The 18,272-nt window shown below is 55.1% G+C and carries 16 protein-coding genes; 14 read left to right on the forward strand and 2 right to left on the reverse strand.

What is annotated here, in order from left to right; all coding sequences use genetic code 11:
• Window positions 1-119: 119 nt before the first annotated feature.
• Window positions 120-1,817 (reverse strand): nitrate/nitrite two-component system sensor histidine kinase NarQ, encoded by a 1,698-nt coding sequence (narQ, locus tag OGV57_RS17270; RefSeq protein WP_046670135.1) that lies wholly within the window; start codon window positions 1,815-1,817, stop codon window positions 120-122.
• Window positions 1,818-2,077: 260 nt separating this feature from the next.
• Here narQ and aegA point away from each other — a divergent pair, with 260 nt between their 5' ends.
• From aegA to OGV57_RS17285, 3 genes are all read left to right on the forward strand, one after another.
• Complete coding sequence (gene aegA, locus OGV57_RS17275; RefSeq protein WP_054528639.1) at window positions 2,078-4,057, forward strand: formate-dependent uric acid utilization protein AegA; 1,980 nt, start codon at window positions 2,078-2,080, stop codon at window positions 4,055-4,057.
• Between the two features lie 156 nt (window positions 4,058-4,213).
• Window positions 4,214-4,789: a GDP-mannose pyrophosphatase NudK gene (nudK, locus tag OGV57_RS17280; RefSeq protein ID WP_003838513.1), complete on the forward strand. Its 576-nt coding sequence runs from the start codon at window positions 4,214-4,216 to the stop codon at window positions 4,787-4,789.
• Between the two features lie 123 nt (window positions 4,790-4,912).
• On the forward strand, window positions 4,913-5,956 hold the full coding sequence (locus OGV57_RS17285) for a DUF1176 domain-containing protein (RefSeq protein WP_003838515.1): 1,044 nt from the start codon (window positions 4,913-4,915) through the stop codon (window positions 5,954-5,956).
• On the opposite strand, the gene tkt is transcribed toward OGV57_RS17285, so the two are convergent.
• The gene (gene tkt, locus OGV57_RS17290; RefSeq protein ID WP_054528638.1) at window positions 5,946-7,940 is read right to left on the reverse strand and encodes a transketolase; all 1,995 of its coding nucleotides are present in this window, start codon (window positions 7,938-7,940) and stop codon (window positions 5,946-5,948) included. The genes OGV57_RS17285 and tkt overlap by 11 nt on opposite strands.
• A gap of 280 nt (window positions 7,941-8,220) precedes the next feature.
• Here tkt and maeB point away from each other — a divergent pair, with 280 nt between their 5' ends.
• The 11 genes from maeB (at window position 8,221) to eutG (ending at window position 18,173) form a co-directional block, all read left to right on the forward strand.
• On the forward strand, window positions 8,221-10,500 hold the full coding sequence (gene maeB, locus OGV57_RS17295) for an NADP-dependent oxaloacetate-decarboxylating malate dehydrogenase (RefSeq protein WP_054528637.1): 2,280 nt from the start codon (window positions 8,221-8,223) through the stop codon (window positions 10,498-10,500).
• A gap of 160 nt (window positions 10,501-10,660) precedes the next feature.
• Window positions 10,661-10,996, forward strand: a complete 336-nt coding sequence (eutS, locus tag OGV57_RS17300) for an ethanolamine utilization microcompartment protein EutS (protein ID WP_003037995.1) — start codon at window positions 10,661-10,663, stop codon at window positions 10,994-10,996.
• A gap of 12 nt (window positions 10,997-11,008) precedes the next feature.
• On the forward strand, window positions 11,009-11,488 hold the full coding sequence (gene eutP / locus OGV57_RS17305) for an ethanolamine utilization acetate kinase EutP (protein WP_003838521.1): 480 nt from the start codon (window positions 11,009-11,011) through the stop codon (window positions 11,486-11,488).
• A complete protein-coding gene (gene eutQ, locus OGV57_RS17310; protein ID WP_048217282.1) occupies window positions 11,466-12,170 on the forward strand; it encodes an ethanolamine utilization acetate kinase EutQ in 705 nt (234 codons plus the stop codon). Before eutP ends, eutQ begins: the two co-directional genes overlap by 23 nt.
• Window positions 12,171-12,179: 9 nt before the next feature.
• Window positions 12,180-12,983, forward strand: coding sequence for an ethanolamine utilization cob(I)yrinic acid a,c-diamide adenosyltransferase EutT (gene eutT, locus OGV57_RS17315; protein WP_003838524.1), 804 nt, complete (start codon window positions 12,180-12,182; stop codon window positions 12,981-12,983).
• Complete coding sequence (pta, locus tag OGV57_RS17320) at window positions 12,980-13,996, forward strand: phosphate acetyltransferase (RefSeq protein WP_054528636.1); 1,017 nt, start codon at window positions 12,980-12,982, stop codon at window positions 13,994-13,996. Before eutT ends, pta begins: the two co-directional genes overlap by 4 nt.
• Window positions 13,997-14,033: 37 nt before the next feature.
• Window positions 14,034-14,327, forward strand: coding sequence for an ethanolamine utilization microcompartment protein EutM (gene eutM, locus OGV57_RS17325; RefSeq protein WP_003835054.1), 294 nt, complete (start codon window positions 14,034-14,036; stop codon window positions 14,325-14,327).
• A 114-nt stretch (window positions 14,328-14,441) separates the two neighbouring features.
• Window positions 14,442-14,729 carry an ethanolamine utilization microcompartment protein EutN gene (gene eutN / locus OGV57_RS17330; RefSeq protein ID WP_003038011.1) on the forward strand — a complete coding sequence of 96 codons (288 nt, stop codon included), beginning with the start codon at window positions 14,442-14,444 and terminating at the stop codon, window positions 14,727-14,729.
• A gap of 11 nt (window positions 14,730-14,740) precedes the next feature.
• Window positions 14,741-16,144 (forward strand): aldehyde dehydrogenase family protein, encoded by a 1,404-nt coding sequence (locus OGV57_RS17335; protein ID WP_003038014.1) that lies wholly within the window; start codon window positions 14,741-14,743, stop codon window positions 16,142-16,144.
• A gap of 12 nt (window positions 16,145-16,156) precedes the next feature.
• Window positions 16,157-16,996 carry an ethanolamine utilization protein EutJ gene (gene eutJ, locus OGV57_RS17340; protein WP_048232494.1) on the forward strand — a complete coding sequence of 280 codons (840 nt, stop codon included), beginning with the start codon at window positions 16,157-16,159 and terminating at the stop codon, window positions 16,994-16,996.
• Window positions 16,986-18,173 (forward strand): ethanolamine utilization ethanol dehydrogenase EutG, encoded by a 1,188-nt coding sequence (eutG, locus tag OGV57_RS17345; RefSeq protein WP_003038020.1) that lies wholly within the window; start codon window positions 16,986-16,988, stop codon window positions 18,171-18,173. The genes eutJ and eutG overlap by 11 nt, the downstream gene beginning before the upstream one ends.
• The last annotated feature ends 99 nt before the right edge of the window (window positions 18,174-18,272 follow it).

Genomic DNA, 18,272 nt, shown 5'->3' on the forward strand with positions numbered 1-18,272 from the left:
TACGGGTCAAACGTGGAGAAAAAAAGAAGATAATGTAAATTATCATGCCCGTTTACAGCATACCTTTCGTGCCAACGCCGTCAGGCCAGGATCCAGACCCGACGGCGCTTTGTGGTTCTTTACGTTAGATAACTGTCTGATTCAGCCGATCGGAAACTGATGCTTACCAACGTTCCTCCTCCGGAAGGTTGAGAGAAGGTCAACGTGCCGCTTAGTCTTTCCGCCCGCTCACGCATAATATTTAGTCCATAGTGCCCTGTAGGCTCATGCGGCTCGCCAATGCCGATGCCGTTATCGCGGATATAAACCGTGTGGTTGCCGTCCGGAGCCGTTACGCAACTGACGGCAATTTCGCTCGCACTGGCATGCTTAATGGCGTTCAGCACCGCTTCGCGGATGATCTGCAACAGGTGCACTTGCATTTGCGCATCCAACGCCAGCGTGGGTAACCGACAGTCGAGTGTGAGTTTAGCTGAGGTTTGATTTTGCAGCGTTTCCAGCATTTCATGCAGGGCGGAGGGTAAGTCTGCCTGTTGTAAGGTCAGACGGAAGGTGGTGAGCAGTTCGCGTAGCTGACGGTAGGCATCGTTCAGCGCCTGGGAGAAATCCGCCATGATGCTTTGCGCTGGGGCGTTATCTTCCGGAATTGAACGCTTCAGCAGCGTCAACTGAATGCGTAAATAAGAGAGCACCTGTGCCAGCGAGTCGTGCAGTTCGCGTGCAATCGTCGCTCGCTCCTCCATTAACAACAGTTGCTGAAAATGTTTTTGTGCCTGGTTGAAGTACAACCCGCGTCCCAGCATTGAGGAAACGCTGTTAAGCAGCGGAGTAGAAGCATTGACGTTTGGACTTTGCCAGTGCAGTTCGCCGTAGACGGTTTCCTGCATAGTGACCGGCAGGATCTGCATCGGCAGCTCCAGGCTTTTAGTCCCTTCGCTAATCCGCCAGTTATCACCGACGGTGAGCTCAAGGAAATACGCGGCGTCATGTTCGCGGACGATCTGTAAAATATGGCGGAAGCAGTGCACGTCAATCTGGCTGGTATTTAACGCCTGGGAGCACTGATACAACACCTCCAGACGGCGATTGGCTTCATGGAGATCGTGAGTTTTCTCGGCAACAGACGCTTCCAGCGAGCGATACAGCTTGTGTAATTCACTCGACATCTGGCTAAACGTTTTGCCCAGCAACCCCAGTTCATTGGGCAAACCGGTATCCAGCGGTGGGATATTAAACTGACCGTGTTCAATTTGCTGACTGGCCATCACCAGTTTATTCAGCGGACGCACTACCTGCTGGCGAATGCGCCGCAGGGTAAAGAAGACGAGGGTGAATATGCCGATCCCGCCAGCCAGCGAGATGCCAAATACCAGCATGACTTTACGCTCGGCATAATGTTGCAACGCCAGCACGAAGAGATCGATTTGATCGACGTAGTTGTTGATATTGGCCTGGTACCATTTTAAATCGCCGTCGATCAGGCGGGCATTCATTTCCAGCCAGTTAGCATGCAGACGTCCATAGCGGCTTTTTACCGCTTGTGGCACATACCACGCATTCAGATTCTGTAATGCTGGTGCGTTTAGCGCCTGCTGGAAAAGCTGGCGGTGGGCGTTAAGCTGCGGGCTCTGGCTTTGCAGATCGTAACCCAGACGGTAGCTTTGCATGCGCAATGAGCCAGCAACGTTGATGGCTTCGGCATCTCGCAAGCTGCTGGTCAGCGTGAGCAGCGCAATACCTGTTGAGAGAATTGACAGCAGCACTATGTAGAAAAAAGCTTTAGCCAGACTGGCCGAGACCGGACGCTTTACCGTCACTTGTGCATCCTCACACAATACACGTCGCGCCTGAAAACAGCGTGAACGATGCGGTGTATTTGATAAAGGTTAATAAAACGCCATGAAACTGGATGGTAACTGAAACACAATTTCATATGCGATGAAATAAATTGATCTGCCACAGGTTCTGCATAAATAGTTGTGCTTCCTGGGCAAATGAACATTGCCGCTTCCTTCCGTGTCGGTTAATAACACTCTTATAAAGAATAAGGTTTTTGCAACCAAAAAAGAAGGAAGCCATGAATCGTTTTATTATGGTCAATAGCCAGCAGTGCCTGGGATGCCATGCCTGTGAGGTCGCCTGCGTCATGGCTCACAATGGCGAACAGCATGTCCTGAGCCAACGGCATTTTCAGCCCCGAATTACCGTCATTAAACATCAGCAGCAGCGCAGCGCGGTGACCTGTCACCACTGCGAAGATGCACCCTGCGCCAGAAGTTGCCCAAATGGGGCAATTAGCCATGATAACGACAGCGTTCAGGTGAACCCGCAAAAGTGCATTGGCTGTAAATCGTGCGTCGTTGCCTGTCCTTTCGGCACGATGCAGATCGTACTCACTCCCGTCGCCAAAGGGAAGGTGAAAGCCACCGCGCACAAATGCGATCTGTGCCAGGGGCGTGAGCAGGGGCCCGCCTGCGTAGAGAACTGCCCGGCGCAGGCGTTACAGTTGGTGACGGAAAATTCGCTTACCGGTCTGTCAAAAGCGCGCAGGCTGCGTACCGCAAGTCTGGAAAGCCAGCCATGGCACGCCAGTACTACCGATTTTGTTCCACATGTCATCACCAAACGTGAGCAAATGCAGGCGACGCCTGCGCGTGGTGAACCGGATAAACTGGCGATTGATGCCCGGAAAACCAGCTTTGAAGAGATCTATCTGCCGTTTCGTACGGCACAGGCGGAGCGGGAAGCCTCTCGCTGCCTGAAATGCGGCGACCACAGTATTTGCGAATGGACCTGTCCGTTGCATAACCACATTCCGCAGTGGATTGAGCTGGTCAAAGCCGGAAACATCGATGCCGCGGTTGAGCTTTCACATCAAACCAACTGCTTGCCGGAGGTGACCGGGCGTGTATGCCCGCAGGATCGACTCTGCGAAGGGGCATGCACGGTGCGTAGTGAGCAAGGCGCAGTCACCATCGGTAATATTGAGCGTTACATCTCCGATCGGGCGCTGAGTAAAGGGTGGCGACCGGACTTAAGCCATGTGCAGAAAGTGGACAAGCGTGTTGCCATTATTGGCGCGGGTCCGGCGGGTCTGGCCTGCGCGGATGTGTTGGCGCGTAGCGGTATCAGTGCCACCGTTTACGATCGCCATCCTGAAATTGGCGGTTTGCTGACGTTCGGTATTCCGGCCTTCAAACTGGACAAATCGCTGCTGACGCGTCGCCGTGAAATCTTCAGCGCTATGGGGATTCATTTCGAACTTAACTGTGAAGTGGGTAAAGACGTCGCACTTGAAAAGTTGCTGGAGGATTACGATGCCGTGTTCGTGGGGGTGGGAACCTATCGTTCCATGAAGGCGGACCTGCCAAATGAAGACGCGCCAGGCGTATATGATGCGCTGCCGTTCCTGATTGCCAACACCAAGCAGGTGATGGGGCTGGATGAGTTGCCTGAAGAACCGTTTATCGATACCGCCGGACTGAACGTGGTGGTTCTGGGCGGAGGCGATACGGCCATGGACTGTGTACGTACCGCGCTGCGCCACGGTGCAAGCCAGGTGACCTGCGCCTATCGTCGTGATGAAGCCAACATGCCGGGTTCGAAAAAAGAGGTGAAGAACGCCCGGGAAGAGGGGGCAAACTTCGAGTTTAACGTCCAGCCGGTTGAGCTGGTGTTGCATGCCGATGGGCGAGTCAGCGGCGTGCGTTTCTTACGTACCCAACTTGGCGAACCTGATGCGCAGGGGCGTCGTCGCCCTGTTCCCATCGCCGGGAGTGAGTTTGTGATGCCCGCAGATGCGGTGATCATGGCGTTTGGTTTTCACCCACACGGCATGCCGTGGCTGGAGTCGCATGGCGTTAAGGTCGATAACTGGGGGCGCATTGCCGCCGATGTTGAAAGCGCATACCGCTACCAAACCAGTAACCCGAAAATCTTTGCCGGTGGCGACGCGGTACGCGGTGCGGATCTGGTGGTGACGGCCATGGCGGAGGGGCGGCACGCCGCCCAGGGGATCGTCGACTGGCTGGGCGTAAAATCAGTCAAATCTCACTAATCGGCGTCCAGGCCGGATAAAACGCGTTAGCGTTGCCATCCGGCAATGTGCCGCATGAATGCCTGATGGCGCTTTGCTTATCAGGCCTACATTGTTCCAAGACAAACCCGGTTTCACGGCGTAGTATTATTTCTCACTTCTTGCTGTGGAGCCGGTATGTCGCAAAAAATTACCCTCATCAAAGATAAAGTCCTCTCCGATAACTACTTCATCCTGCGCAATATCACTTATGACCTGACCCGTAGCACTGGGGAGGTGATTCGTCATAAACGCGAGGTTTACGATCGCGGTAACGGTGCCACAATCCTGCTGTATAACCCGGAGAAGAAAACGGTGGTCTTAATTCGCCAGTTCCGCGTCGCCACCTGGGTCAACGGTAATGAAGATGGTCAACTGATTGAAACCTGCGCCGGGCTGTTGGATAACGACGAACCGGAAGCATGCATTCGCAAAGAGGCCATTGAAGAGACCGGCTTTGAAGTGGGCGAAGTGCGCAAACTGTTTGAGTTATACATGTCGCCGGGCGGCGTGACGGAAATAATCCACTTCTTCATTGCACAATACAGTGACAGCCAGCGAGCAAACGCTGGTGGCGGTGTGGAAGATGAAGATATTGAAGTTCTGGAACTGCCGTTCACACAGGCGCTGGAAATGATCAAAACGGGTGAGATCCGTGACGGTAAAACGGTGCTATTGTTGAACTATTTGCAGTCGTCGCATCTCATGGACTAATGCGTGGGATTTATATTTCTTTACAAATTTACGGCCAATCCGACAATTCTTATTGAGCCACATCAGTCGCGCAAGGAAGATACCGCTTAGGCTGTGTGTTTTGACTTCGGGGTTGTACCGTCCATGCGCTATCGCGTTATTCTCCTTTTCCTGCTTGGGTTGCTACCAGCCCGATTGCTCTGGGCTGCGCCCGCGCAACAGGCGTTTTCTGACTGGCAGGTGACGTGTAATAACCAAAATTTTTGTGTGGCGCGCAATACCGGAGAGCACCACGGCCTGGTCATGACCTTGAGCCGCAGCGCCGGGGCACATACTGACGCCGTGTTGCGTATTGAGCTGGGCGGGCTGGAATCGTCCAACGTCAAAGAGAGCGATATTGCGCCGCGTCTGTTGTTGGATGGTGTGCCGCTCTCGCTGAGCGGCGAGCACTGGCGTGTTACCCCATGGCAACTGATGACCGATGATCCCGCCACCATTAGCGCATTTTTACAAACCGTACAGGACGCGAAGGCGATTACCCTGCAAAAAGGTGCGCAAAATCTTTCGCTGGTCGGGCTAAAAGCCGCATTGTTGTTTATCGATGCCCAGCAAAAACGGGTTGGCAGCGAAACCGCATGGATCGAAAAAGGTGACGAGCCTCCGCTCAGTGTACCTCCTGCCCCCGCGCTGAAAGGCGTAGCGGTCATTAACCCAACACCAACGCCTCTCACACAGCAAGAGCGCAGTGAACTGCTGGACTATGGTAACTGGCGAATCAACGGTATTCGTTGCTCTATCGATCCGCTGCGTCGCGAGATGCGCGTCACGGCCCTAACGGATGATAAAGCGCTGCTGATGATTGGCTGTGAGGCCGGAGCGTATAACACTATCGATCTGGCGTGGGTGGTTTCACGTACAACCCCGCTGACTTCACGCGCGGTACGGTTAAGCCTGCCTTTTAAAACGGATGCGGAAAGTCGCGATATGGAGCTGACCAACGCTACGTTTGACGAAAAGTCGCGGGAGCTGGTTACCCTCGCTAAAGGACGAGGGTTGGCAGATTGCGGTATCCAGACCCGCTGGCGCTACGATGGTCAGCGTTTTCGCCTGGTGCGCTATGCCCAGGAGCCAAGTTGTGATAACTGGCATGGGCCAGATGCCTGGCCCACACTGTGGATCACACGTTAAGCACCTTGTGTGCTTTGTCGACGATGTTATCTACCGTAAAGCCGAAGAACGGGAACAGCTTGTCTGCCGGTGCCGACTCCCCATAGCCCGTCATCCCAACAATCGCCCCTTTCAGCCCAACATATTTGTACCAGTAGTCGGCAATACCGGCTTCTACCGCCACGCGCGCGCTGACGTTTGCCGGCAGGACCGACTCCCGGTACGCCTCATCCTGGGCGTCGAAGATATCGGTTGAAGGCAGAGAAACTACACGTACGTTACGGCCTTCGCCGGTCAGTTTTTCCGCTGCCAGCAGTGTGATTTCCATTTCTGAACCGGTAGCAATCAGGATAACATCCGGCTTACCGCCGCCGTCCTTCAGCACATAGCCGCCGCGGGCAATTTGCTGCACCTGCTCAGGTGTGCGCTCAACCTGCGCCAGATTCTGCCGCGAGAGGATCAGCGCCGTTGGCCCGTCATGGCGTTCGACCGCTAGCTTCCAGCCTACTGCCGCCTCAACCTGATCGCACGGTCGCCAGGTACTGAAATTAGGTGTCAGGCGTAGGCTGGCGAGTTGTTCGACGGCCTGGTGCGTGGGACCATCTTCCCCCAGGCCAATCGAGTCGTGGGTATAAACCATGATTTGTCGGGCTTTCATCAGCGCCGCCATGCGCGCGGCATTACGAGCATATTCAACAAACATCAGGAACGTGGCAGTGTAAGGTACGAAGCCCCCGTGGTGCGCGATACCATTGGCAATGGCGGTCATGCCAAATTCCCGCACGCCGTAGTGGATGTAGTTTCCTGCATGATCCTCTTTAAGAGAGGAGGAGCCTTTCCAGATGGTCAGGTTGCTGGGTGCCAGATCCGCCGAGCCGCCGAGCAGTTCTGGCAGTATCGGCCCATAGGCGTTCAGGGTATTTTGCGAAGCTTTACGGGTGGCTATTTTGGCTGGGTTGGCTTGCAGGTCGGTAATATATTTCTGGGTTGTTGCTTCCCACTCCTTAGGCAGTCCGCCGCTCATCCGGCGAGTAAACTCTGCCGCCAGTTCTGGGTAGGCTTGTTCGTAAGCTGCGAATTTTTCCTTCCAGCCCTGTTGCGCTTTTTCGCCTTTCTCGCGTGCGTCCCACGCCCGGTAAATCTCTTTGGGGATTTCAAAAGCAGGATGATGCCACCCCAGTTTCTGCCGGGTCAGCGCCACCTCTTCTTCGCCCAGCGCAGCGCCGTGCGCTTCCTCTTTCCCGGCTTTATTCGGTGAGCCAAAACCAATCACCGTGCGGCAGATAATCAGCGACGGTTTATCGGTAACGCTTTGCGCTTCCTGAATGGCTTTTTTCACCGCCTCAGGGTCATGACCGTCAATATCGTGCACTACATGCCAGTGGTAAGCCTCAAAGCGTTTTGCAGTATCGTCGGTAAACCATCCTTCGGTTTCGCCATCAATTGAGATGCCGTTGTGATCGTAGAAGCCGATGAGTTTGCCAAGCCCCAGTGTGCCCGCCAGCGAACAAGCCTCGTGTGAAATACCCTCCATCAGACAGCCGTCGCCCATAAAGACCCAGGTAAAGTGGTTAACAATCTCATGGTCCGGCTGGTTAAACTGCGCTGCCAGCGTGCGCTCGGCAATGGCCATGCCGACGGCGTTGGCCAAACCCTGGCCCAGCGGTCCGGTGGTGGTTTCCACGCCCGGCGTGTAGCCAATTTCCGGGTGACCTGGCGTCTTCGAATGGAGCTGACGGAAGTTCTTTAATTCTTCGATCGGCAGGTCGTAACCGGAAAGATGCAATAGGCTGTAAAGCAGCATTGAGGCGTGGCCGTTGGACAGAATAAACCGGTCACGATCGTACCAGGTGGGATCGGTCGGGTTATGGCGTAGAAAATCGTTCCACAGCACTTCGGCGATATCGGCCATCCCCATTGGTGCTCCTGGGTGGCCGGAGTTAGCTTTTTGGACGGCATCCATACTCAGCGCACGAATGGCATTGGCAAGCTCTTTACGGGTCATAGGAAATACTCCTTGAAAAGTAAAGTGTTAGATGCGTGTTGTGATTCACACTTTTGGGAAAATTGCGGGCGTTGTCAGCAAAAAGCATAGCAGACAAGCATGGTATTGCTGGATTAAGCAGGTAACATGGCTGTTATAAATTGATAACAAATTCTTTCTTTGAATGGTGAGAGTTTGGGGACCTTCAAAGTTTGTGCCGTTGACTGAGGTGATAATGTGCGGCTCAGTAGAATGGTTACCCGCGCCACTTTTTTGATAGATACGTGAAAGGAACAACAAGATGGATGACCAGTTAAAACAAAGCGCCCTCGATTTCCACGAATTTCCAGTACCCGGTAAAATCCAGGTTTCTCCGACCAAGCCTCTGGCAACGCAGCGCGACCTGGCGCTGGCCTACTCGCCGGGCGTGGCTGCACCGTGTCTTGAAATTGAAAAGGACCCGCTGGCAGCCTACAAATACACCGCGCGCGGCAACCTGGTTGCGGTTATTTCCAACGGTACGGCGGTGCTGGGCCTGGGCAATATTGGCGCACTGGCCGGCAAACCGGTGATGGAAGGTAAAGGCGTTCTGTTTAAGAAATTCGCCGGGATCGACGTGTTCGACATTGAAGTCGATGAACTCGATCCGGATAAATTTATCAATGTGGTTGCGGCCCTGGAACCCACGTTTGGCGGTATCAACCTCGAAGATATCAAAGCGCCGGAGTGCTTCTACATTGAGCAAAAACTGCGCGAACGCATGAATATTCCGGTCTTCCACGATGACCAGCACGGTACAGCAATCATCAGTACTGCCGCAATTCTGAACGGTCTGCGGGTGGTTGAGAAAAATATCTCCGACGTGCGCATGGTGGTGTCTGGCGCAGGCGCGGCGGCGATTGCCTGTATGAACCTGCTGGTAGCGCTGGGTATGCAGAAACACAATATTGTGGTCTGTGACTCCAAAGGCGTGATTTACAAAGACCGCGAACCGAACATGGCGGAAACCAAAGCGGCTTATGCGGTGGTGGATGACGGTAAGCGTACGCTGGATGATGTCATTGACGGCGCAGATATTTTCCTCGGTTGCTCCGGTCCGAAAGTGCTGACGCAGGAAATGGTTAAGAAGATGGCGCGTGCGCCAATGATTCTGGCACTCGCTAACCCGGAACCGGAAATCCTGCCGCCGTTGGCAAATGAGGTGCGTTCCGACGCAATCATTTGTACTGGTCGTTCAGACTACCCGAACCAGGTTAACAACGTCCTGTGCTTCCCGTTCATCTTCCGCGGTGCGCTGGATGTCGGTGCAACGGCCATCAACGAAGAGATGAAACTGGCGGCGGTGCACGCCATTGCTGAGCTGGCGCATGCCGAGCAGAGTGAAGTGGTGGCCTCTGCTTATGGCGATCAGGACCTGAGCTTCGGCCCGGAATACATCATTCCGAAACCGTTCGACCCGCGTCTGATCGTCAAAATCGCCCCTGCTGTGGCGAAAGCGGCGATGGACTCTGGTGTGGCAACGCGTCCGATTACCGACTTTGACGCTTACATCGATAAGCTGACTGAATTCGTCTACAAAACCAACCTGTTCATGAAGCCAATTTTCTCCCTGGCACGCAAAGCGCCGAAGCGTGTGGTGCTGACGGAAGGGGAAGAAGCGCGCGTACTGCATGCTACCCAGGAGCTGATTACTTTAGGGCTGGCAAAACCAATCCTGATCGGTCGTCCGAGCGTTATTGAAATGCGTATCCAGAAACTGGGGCTGCAGATCAAAGCGGGCGTCGATTTTGAAATCGTCAACAACGAATCCGATCCACGCTTTAAAGAGTACTGGAGCGAGTACTACCAGATTATGAAGCGCCGTGGGATCACCCAGGAGCAGGCGCAGCGTGCGGTGATTGCCAACACTACGGTGATCGGTGCAATCATGGTGCAGCGTGGCGAAGCGGATGCGATGATCTGCGGTACGATTGGTGACTACCATGAGCACTTCAGCGTGGTGAAAGAGGTGTTTGGTCATCGTGACGGCGTGCATACTGCCGGGGCGATGAACGCCTTGCTGCTGCCAAGCGGTAACACTTTTATCGCCGATACTTACGTCAACGACGATCCTACGCCTGAGCAACTGGCGGAAATCGCTGTGATGGCGGCAGAGACTGTGCGTCGCTTTGGTATTGAACCGAAGGTGGCGTTGCTGTCGCACTCCAACTTTGGTTCCTCTGACTGCCCGTCGGCCAGCAAAATGCGCGAAGCGCTGGAGCTGATTAAGGCGCGCGCGCCAGAGTTGATGATTGACGGCGAAATGCACGGCGATGCCGCGCTGGTGGAAAGTATCCGTAATGACCGCATGCCGGACAGTCCGCTGAAAGGCTCAGCGAATATTCTGGTGATGCCGAATATGGAAGCGGCCCGTATTAGTTACAACTTACTACGCGTTTCCAGTTCTGAAGGCGTAACGGTTGGCCCGGTGCTGATGGGGGTTGCGAAACCTGTTCATGTATTAACGCCGATCGCCTCTGTTCGTCGTATCGTTAATATGGTGGCGCTGGCGGTTGTAGAAGCACAGACTCAGCCGCTGTAATTTCACTTTAATTAATTTCCGGCGCGGGTTTCTCTCGCGCCTTTTTATTTTCCCTTTCTTAGTGATCTACTTCACCTTTTAAACCTGGTTGCCGAATTTTGTTATTTACTCTGACAAAAAATTGCCACGATAAGGGCAGTTTTAGCGGAGGCGGTGAGCAATGGAAAAAGAACGCATTATTCAGGAATTTGTGCCGGGGAAACAGGTCACGCTGGCGCATCTCATTGCGCACCCCGGCGAGGAATTAGCGAAAAAGATCGGCGTTCCCGAAGCGGGCGCTATCGGCATCATGACGCTGACGCCAGGCGAAACCGCGATGATTGCCGGTGACTTAGCCATGAAGGCGGCGGATGTACATATCGGTTTTCTCGATAGATTCAGCGGCGCACTGGTGATCTACGGCTCGGTAGGCGCAGTAGAAGAAGCGTTATTACAGACGGTAAGCGGTCTGGGTCGATTATTAAATTTCACTTTGTGCAACCTGACAAAAAGTTAATCAGAGGCGGCGATGAAACGTATTGCGTTTGTCGGTACGGTGGGGGCGGGGAAAACAACGCTCTTTAATGCACTACAGGGGAATTATTCCCTCGCCAGAAAAACACAGGCCGTGGAGTTTAATGAAAATGGCGATATCGATACGCCAGGGGAATATTTTAGCCATCCGCGCTGGTACCACGCCTTAATTACCACGCTGCAGGATGTCGATACGTTGATTTATATACACGCGGCAAATGATAAAGAAAGTCGCTTACCTGCCGGACTGTTGGATATCGGTGCCAGTAAACGACAAATCGCCGTTATCAGTAAAACGGACATGCCGGATGCCGACGTCGCCGCAACGCGACAACTACTTCGCGGGATGGGGTTTCAGGAGCCGATTTTTGAGCTCAATAGCCATGACCCGCGCAGTGTGCAGCACCTGGTGGATTATCTGACTGAGCTCAGCCAAAAGGAGGAAAGGGCAGGTGAAAAAACTTATCACAGCTAACGATATTCGTGCGGCCCACGCACGCGGCGAACAGGAAATGTCGGTTGTTCTGCGCGCCAGCATCATCACCCCGGAGGCGCGCGAAGTGGCGGAGCTGCTGGGCGTTACCATCAGTGAATGCGATGAATCCGCACCAACTGCCGCCGCTGCTGCACCGTCTGCGGTGGATGATGGCAAAACGGAAAGCCAGCGCATTCGTGAAACCATCATTGCGCAATTGCCAGAAGGGCAATTTACCGAAAGCCTGGTCGCGCAGCTGATGGACAAAGTCATGAAGGAAAAGCAGTCGCTGGAGCAGGGCGGAATGCAGCCGAGCTTTAACTCGGTGACCGGCAAAGGCGGTGTGAAAGTCATCGACGGCAGCAGCGTGAAGTTTGGTCGTTTTGACGGCGCGCAGCCGCACTGCGTGGGCTTAACCGATCTGGTGACCGACCAGGACGGTAGCAGCATGGCCGCCGGGTTTATGCAGTGGGATAACGCCTTTTTCCCATGGACGCTGAACTACGACGAAATCGACATGATTCTGGAAGGAGAGCTGCATGTTCGCCACGAAGGCGAAACCATGATTGCAAAAGCCGGGGACGTGATGTTTATCCCGAAAGGCTCCAGCATCGAATTTGGTACGCCATCGACGGTGAAGTTTCTGTATGTGGCCTGGCCTGCGAACTGGCAGTCCTGCTAAGGCGGATGTATGAAGGATTTCATTACCGAAGCATGGCTCAGAGCGAATCATACGCTCAGCGAAGGGGCTGAAATTCATCTCCCCGCTGACGCTCGCCTGACGCCGTCTGCCCGGGAATTACTGGAAAGCCGACATCTGCGCATTAAGTTTATTGACGAGCAGGGCAGCCTGTTTATTGATGACGAAGAACAGCAGCCGCAGCCGGTGCATGGGTTAACCAGCAGTGATACGCATCCACAGGCCAGCTGCGAACTGTGCCATCAACCGGTGGCGAAGAAACCGGACACCCTGACGCATCTGACGGCGGACAAGATGGTCGCCAAAAGTGACCCTCGGCTGGGATTTCGCGCCGCGCTGGACAGCACCATCGCCCTGGCCGTGTGGTTGCAGATTGAGATGGCAGAACCGTGGCAGCCGTGGCTGGCGGATATCCGCTCGCGCCTGGGCAATATTATGCGCGCAGACGCCATGGATGAGCCGCTGGCAGCACAAGCTGTCGTGGGTTTAAGTGACGAAGATTTACACCGTCTTTCGCATCAACCGCTGCGCTATCTGGACCACGACCATCTGGTGCCTGAAGCCAGCCATGGACGTGATTGCGCGCTGCTTAATCTGCTGCGTACCAAAGTCCGTGAAACGGAGACGGTGGCGGCCCAGGTATTCATCACTCGCAGTTTTGAGGTTATACGACCGGACATTATGCAGGCGCTCAACCGCCTTTCCAGTACGGTCTACGTGATGATGATTCTGAGTGTTGCAAAGCATCCGCTGACGGTTAGTCAAATTCAACAGAGACTGGGGGAGAAGCAATGATCATTGAACGTGCTCGTCAACTCGCCCAACGCTCACCTGCACGAGTAGTGTTCCCGGATGCGCTGGATGTCCGGGTGCTGAAGGCGGCGAATTACCTGCATCAGCACGGTCTGGCACGCCCCATTCTCGTCGCCAGCCCGTTTGCGCTACGCCAGTTTGCGCTCAGCCATCGCGTAGCCATGGATGGTATTCAGGTTATTGATCCACAAAGCAATGTACAGATGCGTGAAGAGTTTGCCCTGCGCTGGCGGGCAACGGCGGGTGAAAAAACGCCGCCGGATGCGCGGGAGAAGCTCAACGATCCGCTGATGTTTGCCGCCGCGATGGTCAGTGCCGGTAAAGCCGATGTGTGTATTGCGGGCAACCTGTCATCAACGGCAAACGTGCTGCGTGCAGGATTGCGCATTATTGGGTTACAGCCTGGTTGCAAAACGCTGTCGTCAATTTTTCTGATGCTGCCGCAGTATCTCGGGCCGTCATTAGGATTTGCAGACTGTAGCGTTGTGCCGCAGCCCACCGCTGCACAGCTGGCGGATATCGCCATCGCCAGCGCTGAAACCTGGAAGGCGATCACAGGTGAAGAGCCGCGCGTGGCCATGCTGTCGTTTTCAAGTAATGGCAGTGCTCGCCATCCTAACGTCGCTAACGTGCAGCAGGCGACCGAGATCGTTCGTGAGCGTGCCCCGCAGCTTATCGTGGACGGTGAACTGCAATTTGATGCCGCCTTTGTTCCGGATGTCGCTGCGCAAAAAGCGCCAGCAAGTCCGTTAAAGGGCAATGCCAATGTGATGGTCTTCCCATCGCTGGAGGCGGGCAATATTGGCTACAAAATCGCTCAGCGTCTGGGAGGGTATCGCGCAGTAGGGCCATTGATTCAGGGGCTTGCCGCACCGCTTCATGATCTCTCTCGTGGCTGTAGCGTACAGGAAATTATCGAACTGGCGTTGGTGGCAGCAGTGCCGCGCCAGACTGACATGAGTCGTGAAAACGCCTCGCACACACTGGTTGTATAAGGTCCCGTTCAGGACCCCTTAATGAGAGGAAAACACAATGGAAGCATTAGGAATGATTGAAACCCGGGGCCTGGTTGCACTGATTGAGGCTTCTGACGCAATGGTTAAAGCGGCACGCGTGAAACTGGTTGGCGTGAAGCAGATCGGTGGCGGTCTGGTCACTGCCATGGTCCGTGGCGACGTAGCGGCATGTAAAGCTGCAACGGACGCAGGTGCTGCGGCAGCACAGCGTATTGGCGAGCTGGTTTCAGTGCACGTGATCCCGCGTCCGCACGGCGATCTGGAAGAAGTGTTCCCGATCAGCTTTAAAGGCGACAGCAACGACATGTAAGTCGTCCATGTGACGCCACAGACTTCATTGCTGGCGTCACCCTCTCTCCTTTTCACATTACCTTCTGCGGAGGGTAGGGGGAGGTTTTACCTGAAATATGCCACGGAGGCGCGTATGAAACTGGCAATCGTTACAGGACAAATTGTTTGTACCGTACGCCATCAGGGGCTCGCGCACGACAAGTTGCTGATGGTGGAAATGATTGACGCCCAGGGAAATCCCGACGGGCAATGTGCTGTTGCTATCGACAGCATCGGGGCGGGAACCGGAGAGTGGGTGCTGCTGGTCAGCGGAAGCTCCGCCCGTCAGGCGCACCGGAATGAATCATCGCCTGTCGATCTGTGCGTGATTGGCATTGTCGATGAAGTGGTGGCAGGTGGTCAGGTGATCTTCCATAAATAAGGCAGAAAATCATGAATCAACAGGATATTGAACAGGTCGTGAAAGCGGTACTGCTGAAAATGAAAGACAGCAGCCAACCCGTCAGTGCCGTTCAAGAAATGGGCGTTTTTGCCTCCCTGGATGACGCAGTGGCGGCAGCAAAACTGGCCCAGCAGGGGCTGAAAAGCGTCGCCATGCGCCAACTGGCTATCACGGCGCTACGTGAGGCGGGCGAAAAGCACGCCAGAGAATTAGCGGAACTTGCCGTCACTGAAACCGGCATGGGACGCGTCGAAGATAAATTTGCCAAAAACGTGGCGCAGGCGCGCGGCACGCCGGGTGTGGAATGCCTGTCTCCACAGGTTCTGACCGGCGATAACGGTCTGACGCTGATTGAAAACGCGCCGTGGGGCGTGGTGGCCTCGGTAACCCCATCCACCAACCCGGCCGCGACCGTTATTAACAACGCCATCAGCCTGATTGCCGCTGGAAACAGCGTGGTTTTCGCACCGCATCCGGCGGCGAAAAAAGTCTCTCAGCGCGCTATCACTCTGCTTAACCAGGCGGTAGTTGCCGCAGGCGGTCCGGCAAACCTGTTGGTGACAGTTGCCAACCCAGATATCGAGACTGCCCAACGTCTGTTCAAGTACCCAGGTATCGGCCTGCTGGTGGTGACCGGTGGTGAAGCCGTAGTAGATGCCGCGCGTAAGCACACCAACAAACGTTTGATTGCCGCTGGCGCAGGTAATCCGCCGGTGGTGGTTGATGAAACGGCTGACCTGGCACGCGCGGCGCAGTCGGTAGTTAAAGGTGCATCGTTTGACAACAACATCATCTGCGCTGACGAAAAAGTGCTGATCGTGGTCGATAGCGTCGCTGATGAACTGATGCGTCTGATGGAAAGCCAGCATGCGGTGAAACTCACCACGGCCCAGGCCGAACAGCTGCAGCCGGTGCTGCTGAAAAATATCGATGAGCGCGGTAAAGGCACGGTCAGTCGTGACTGGGTAGGTCGTGACGCAGGCAAAATCGCTGCGGCGATTGGTCTGAACGTACCGGAGCAAACCCGTCTGTTATTCGTCGAAACCTCCGCGACGCATCCGTTTGCCGTCACCGAACTGATGATGCCGGTTCTACCGGTCGTGCGGGTCGCTAACGTCGATGAAGCCATTGAACTGGCGGTCAAGCTTGAAGGCGGTTGCCACCATACGGCGGCGATGCACTCGCGCAATATCGACAACATGAACCGTATGGCAAACGCCATTGATACCAGCATCTTCGTTAAGAACGGACCGTGCATTGCCGGTCTTGGACTGGGCGGTGAAGGCTGGACCACGATGACCATTACCACACCAACCGGGGAAGGGGTGACCAGTGCGCGTACGTTTGTGCGTCTGCGTCGCTGTGTGTTGGTAGACGCCTTCAGAATTGTATAAGGAGTAAATGAGATGGCGCACGACGAACAACGTTGGTTGACACCCAGACTGCTAAAAGCGGCAACGCTATGTAACCAGACGCCCACTAAGAGCGATTCACCGCTGTGGTTGGGCATTGATTTGGGAACGTGTGATGTGGTGTCGATGGTTGTGGACAGTGACGGACAGCCGGTCGCGGTTTGCCTGGACTGGGCCGATGTCGTGCGCGATGGCATCGTCTGGGATTTCTTTGGTGCGGTGACCATCGTTCGTCGCCATCTCGATACGCTCGAACAACAGTTGGGTTGCTGCTTTACCCATGCGGCAACCTCATTTCCACCGGGAACTGACCCTCGCATCTCTATTAACGTGCTGGAGTCTGCCGGGCTTGAAGTGAGCCATGTGCTCGACGAACCGACAGCGGTGGCGGAGCTGTTGCAGCTCGATAACGCCGGCGTGGTGGATATTGGTGGTGGCACTACCGGGATTGCGATCGTTAAACAAGGCAAGGTGACCTACTCCGCTGATGAAGCAACCGGTGGGCATCATATCTCTCTGACGCTGGCCGGGAACCGTCGTATCCAGTTAGAAGAAGCCGAGCAGTACAAGCGTAGCAACGGCAAAGAAATCTGGCCGGTGGTGAAGCCTGTCTACGAAAAAATGGCGGAAATCGTGGCTCATCATATTGCGGGTCAGGGCGTTACCGATTTATGGCTGGCCGGTGGTTCCTGCATGCAGCCGGGCGTTGATGAGCTGTTCCGTAAGCGTTTCCCGGAACTGCAGGTGCATTTACCCCAGCACAGCCTGTTTATGACCCCGCTGGCGATTGCCAACAGCGGAAAAGAAAAAGCGGAAGGAATCTATGCAAGCTGAATTGCAGACCGCGCTCTTTCAGGCATTCGATACCCTGAATCTGCAACGCGTAAAAACGTTTAGCGTTCCACCGGTCACCCTTTGTGGGCTGGGAGCGCTCAGTACCTGCGGACAGGAAGCACAAACGCGCGGATTGACGCATATGTTCGTCATGGTGGACAGCTTCCTGCATCAGGCGGGGATGACCGCCGCACTGGAGCGCAGTCTGGCGATGAAAGGCGTGGCGATGACGCTGTGGCCATGTCCGGTGGGCGAACCGTGCATTACAGACGTCTGCGCGGCGGTCGCGCAATTGCGTGAATCGAAGTGCGATGGCGTTGTGGCCTTTGGTGGTGGCTCCGTACTGGATGCCGCCAAGGCGGTGGCGTTGCTGGTGACCAACCCCACCCAGACGCTGGCAGACATGGACGAGCGCAGCGCGTTACGCCCACGTCTGCCGCTGATTGCCGTACCGACTACCGCCGGAACGGGCTCAGAAACCACCAACGTCACGGTAATAATCGACGCCGCGACTGGACTCAAAAAAGTGCTGGCCCACGCAACCCTGATGCCGGATGTGGCGATCCTGGACGCTGCATTGACGGAAGGCGTGCCTGCACATGTAACGGCGATGACCGGGATTGATGCACTGACGCACGCCGTTGAAGCGTATAGCGCGCTGAACGCGACGCCGTTTACCGACAGCCTGGCGATTGGCGCGATTGCGATGATCGGTAAATCGCTGCCGAAGGCTGTCGGCTACGGTCAGGATCTAGCGGCGCGCGAAAGCATGCTGCTGGCTTCCTGTATGGCCGGGATGGCGTTTTCCAGCGCAGGGCTGGGCCTGTGCCATGCGATGGCGCACCAGCCGGGAGCGACGTTGCATATCCCACACGGACAGGCTAACGCCATGCTGCTTCCTACGGTAATGGGGTTCAACCGCATGGTGTGTCGTGAGCGCTTCAGCCATATCGGACGCGCGTTAACCAACAAGAAATCGGACGATCGTGATGCTATCAACGCGGTCAGCGAGTTGATTAGCGAAGTGGGCCAGACCAAACGGCTCTCAGACGTTGGAGCAAAACCCGAGCATTACAGCGCATGGGCACACGCCGCGCTGGAGGATATTTGTATTCGCAGTAACCCACGCACCGCCACGCAGGAACAGATTATCGACCTGTACGCGGCTGCCGGGTAATGCCTGTAGGCCGGATAAGGTGCTCGCACCACCATCCGGCAATAACACGGCGTTAATGCCGGAGGCGACGTAAACGTCTTATCCGGCCTACAAATCACA

This window comes from Citrobacter sp. Cf087 (genome assembly GCF_030334285.1).
Lineage (GTDB): Bacteria > Pseudomonadota > Gammaproteobacteria > Enterobacterales > Enterobacteriaceae > Citrobacter > Citrobacter freundii.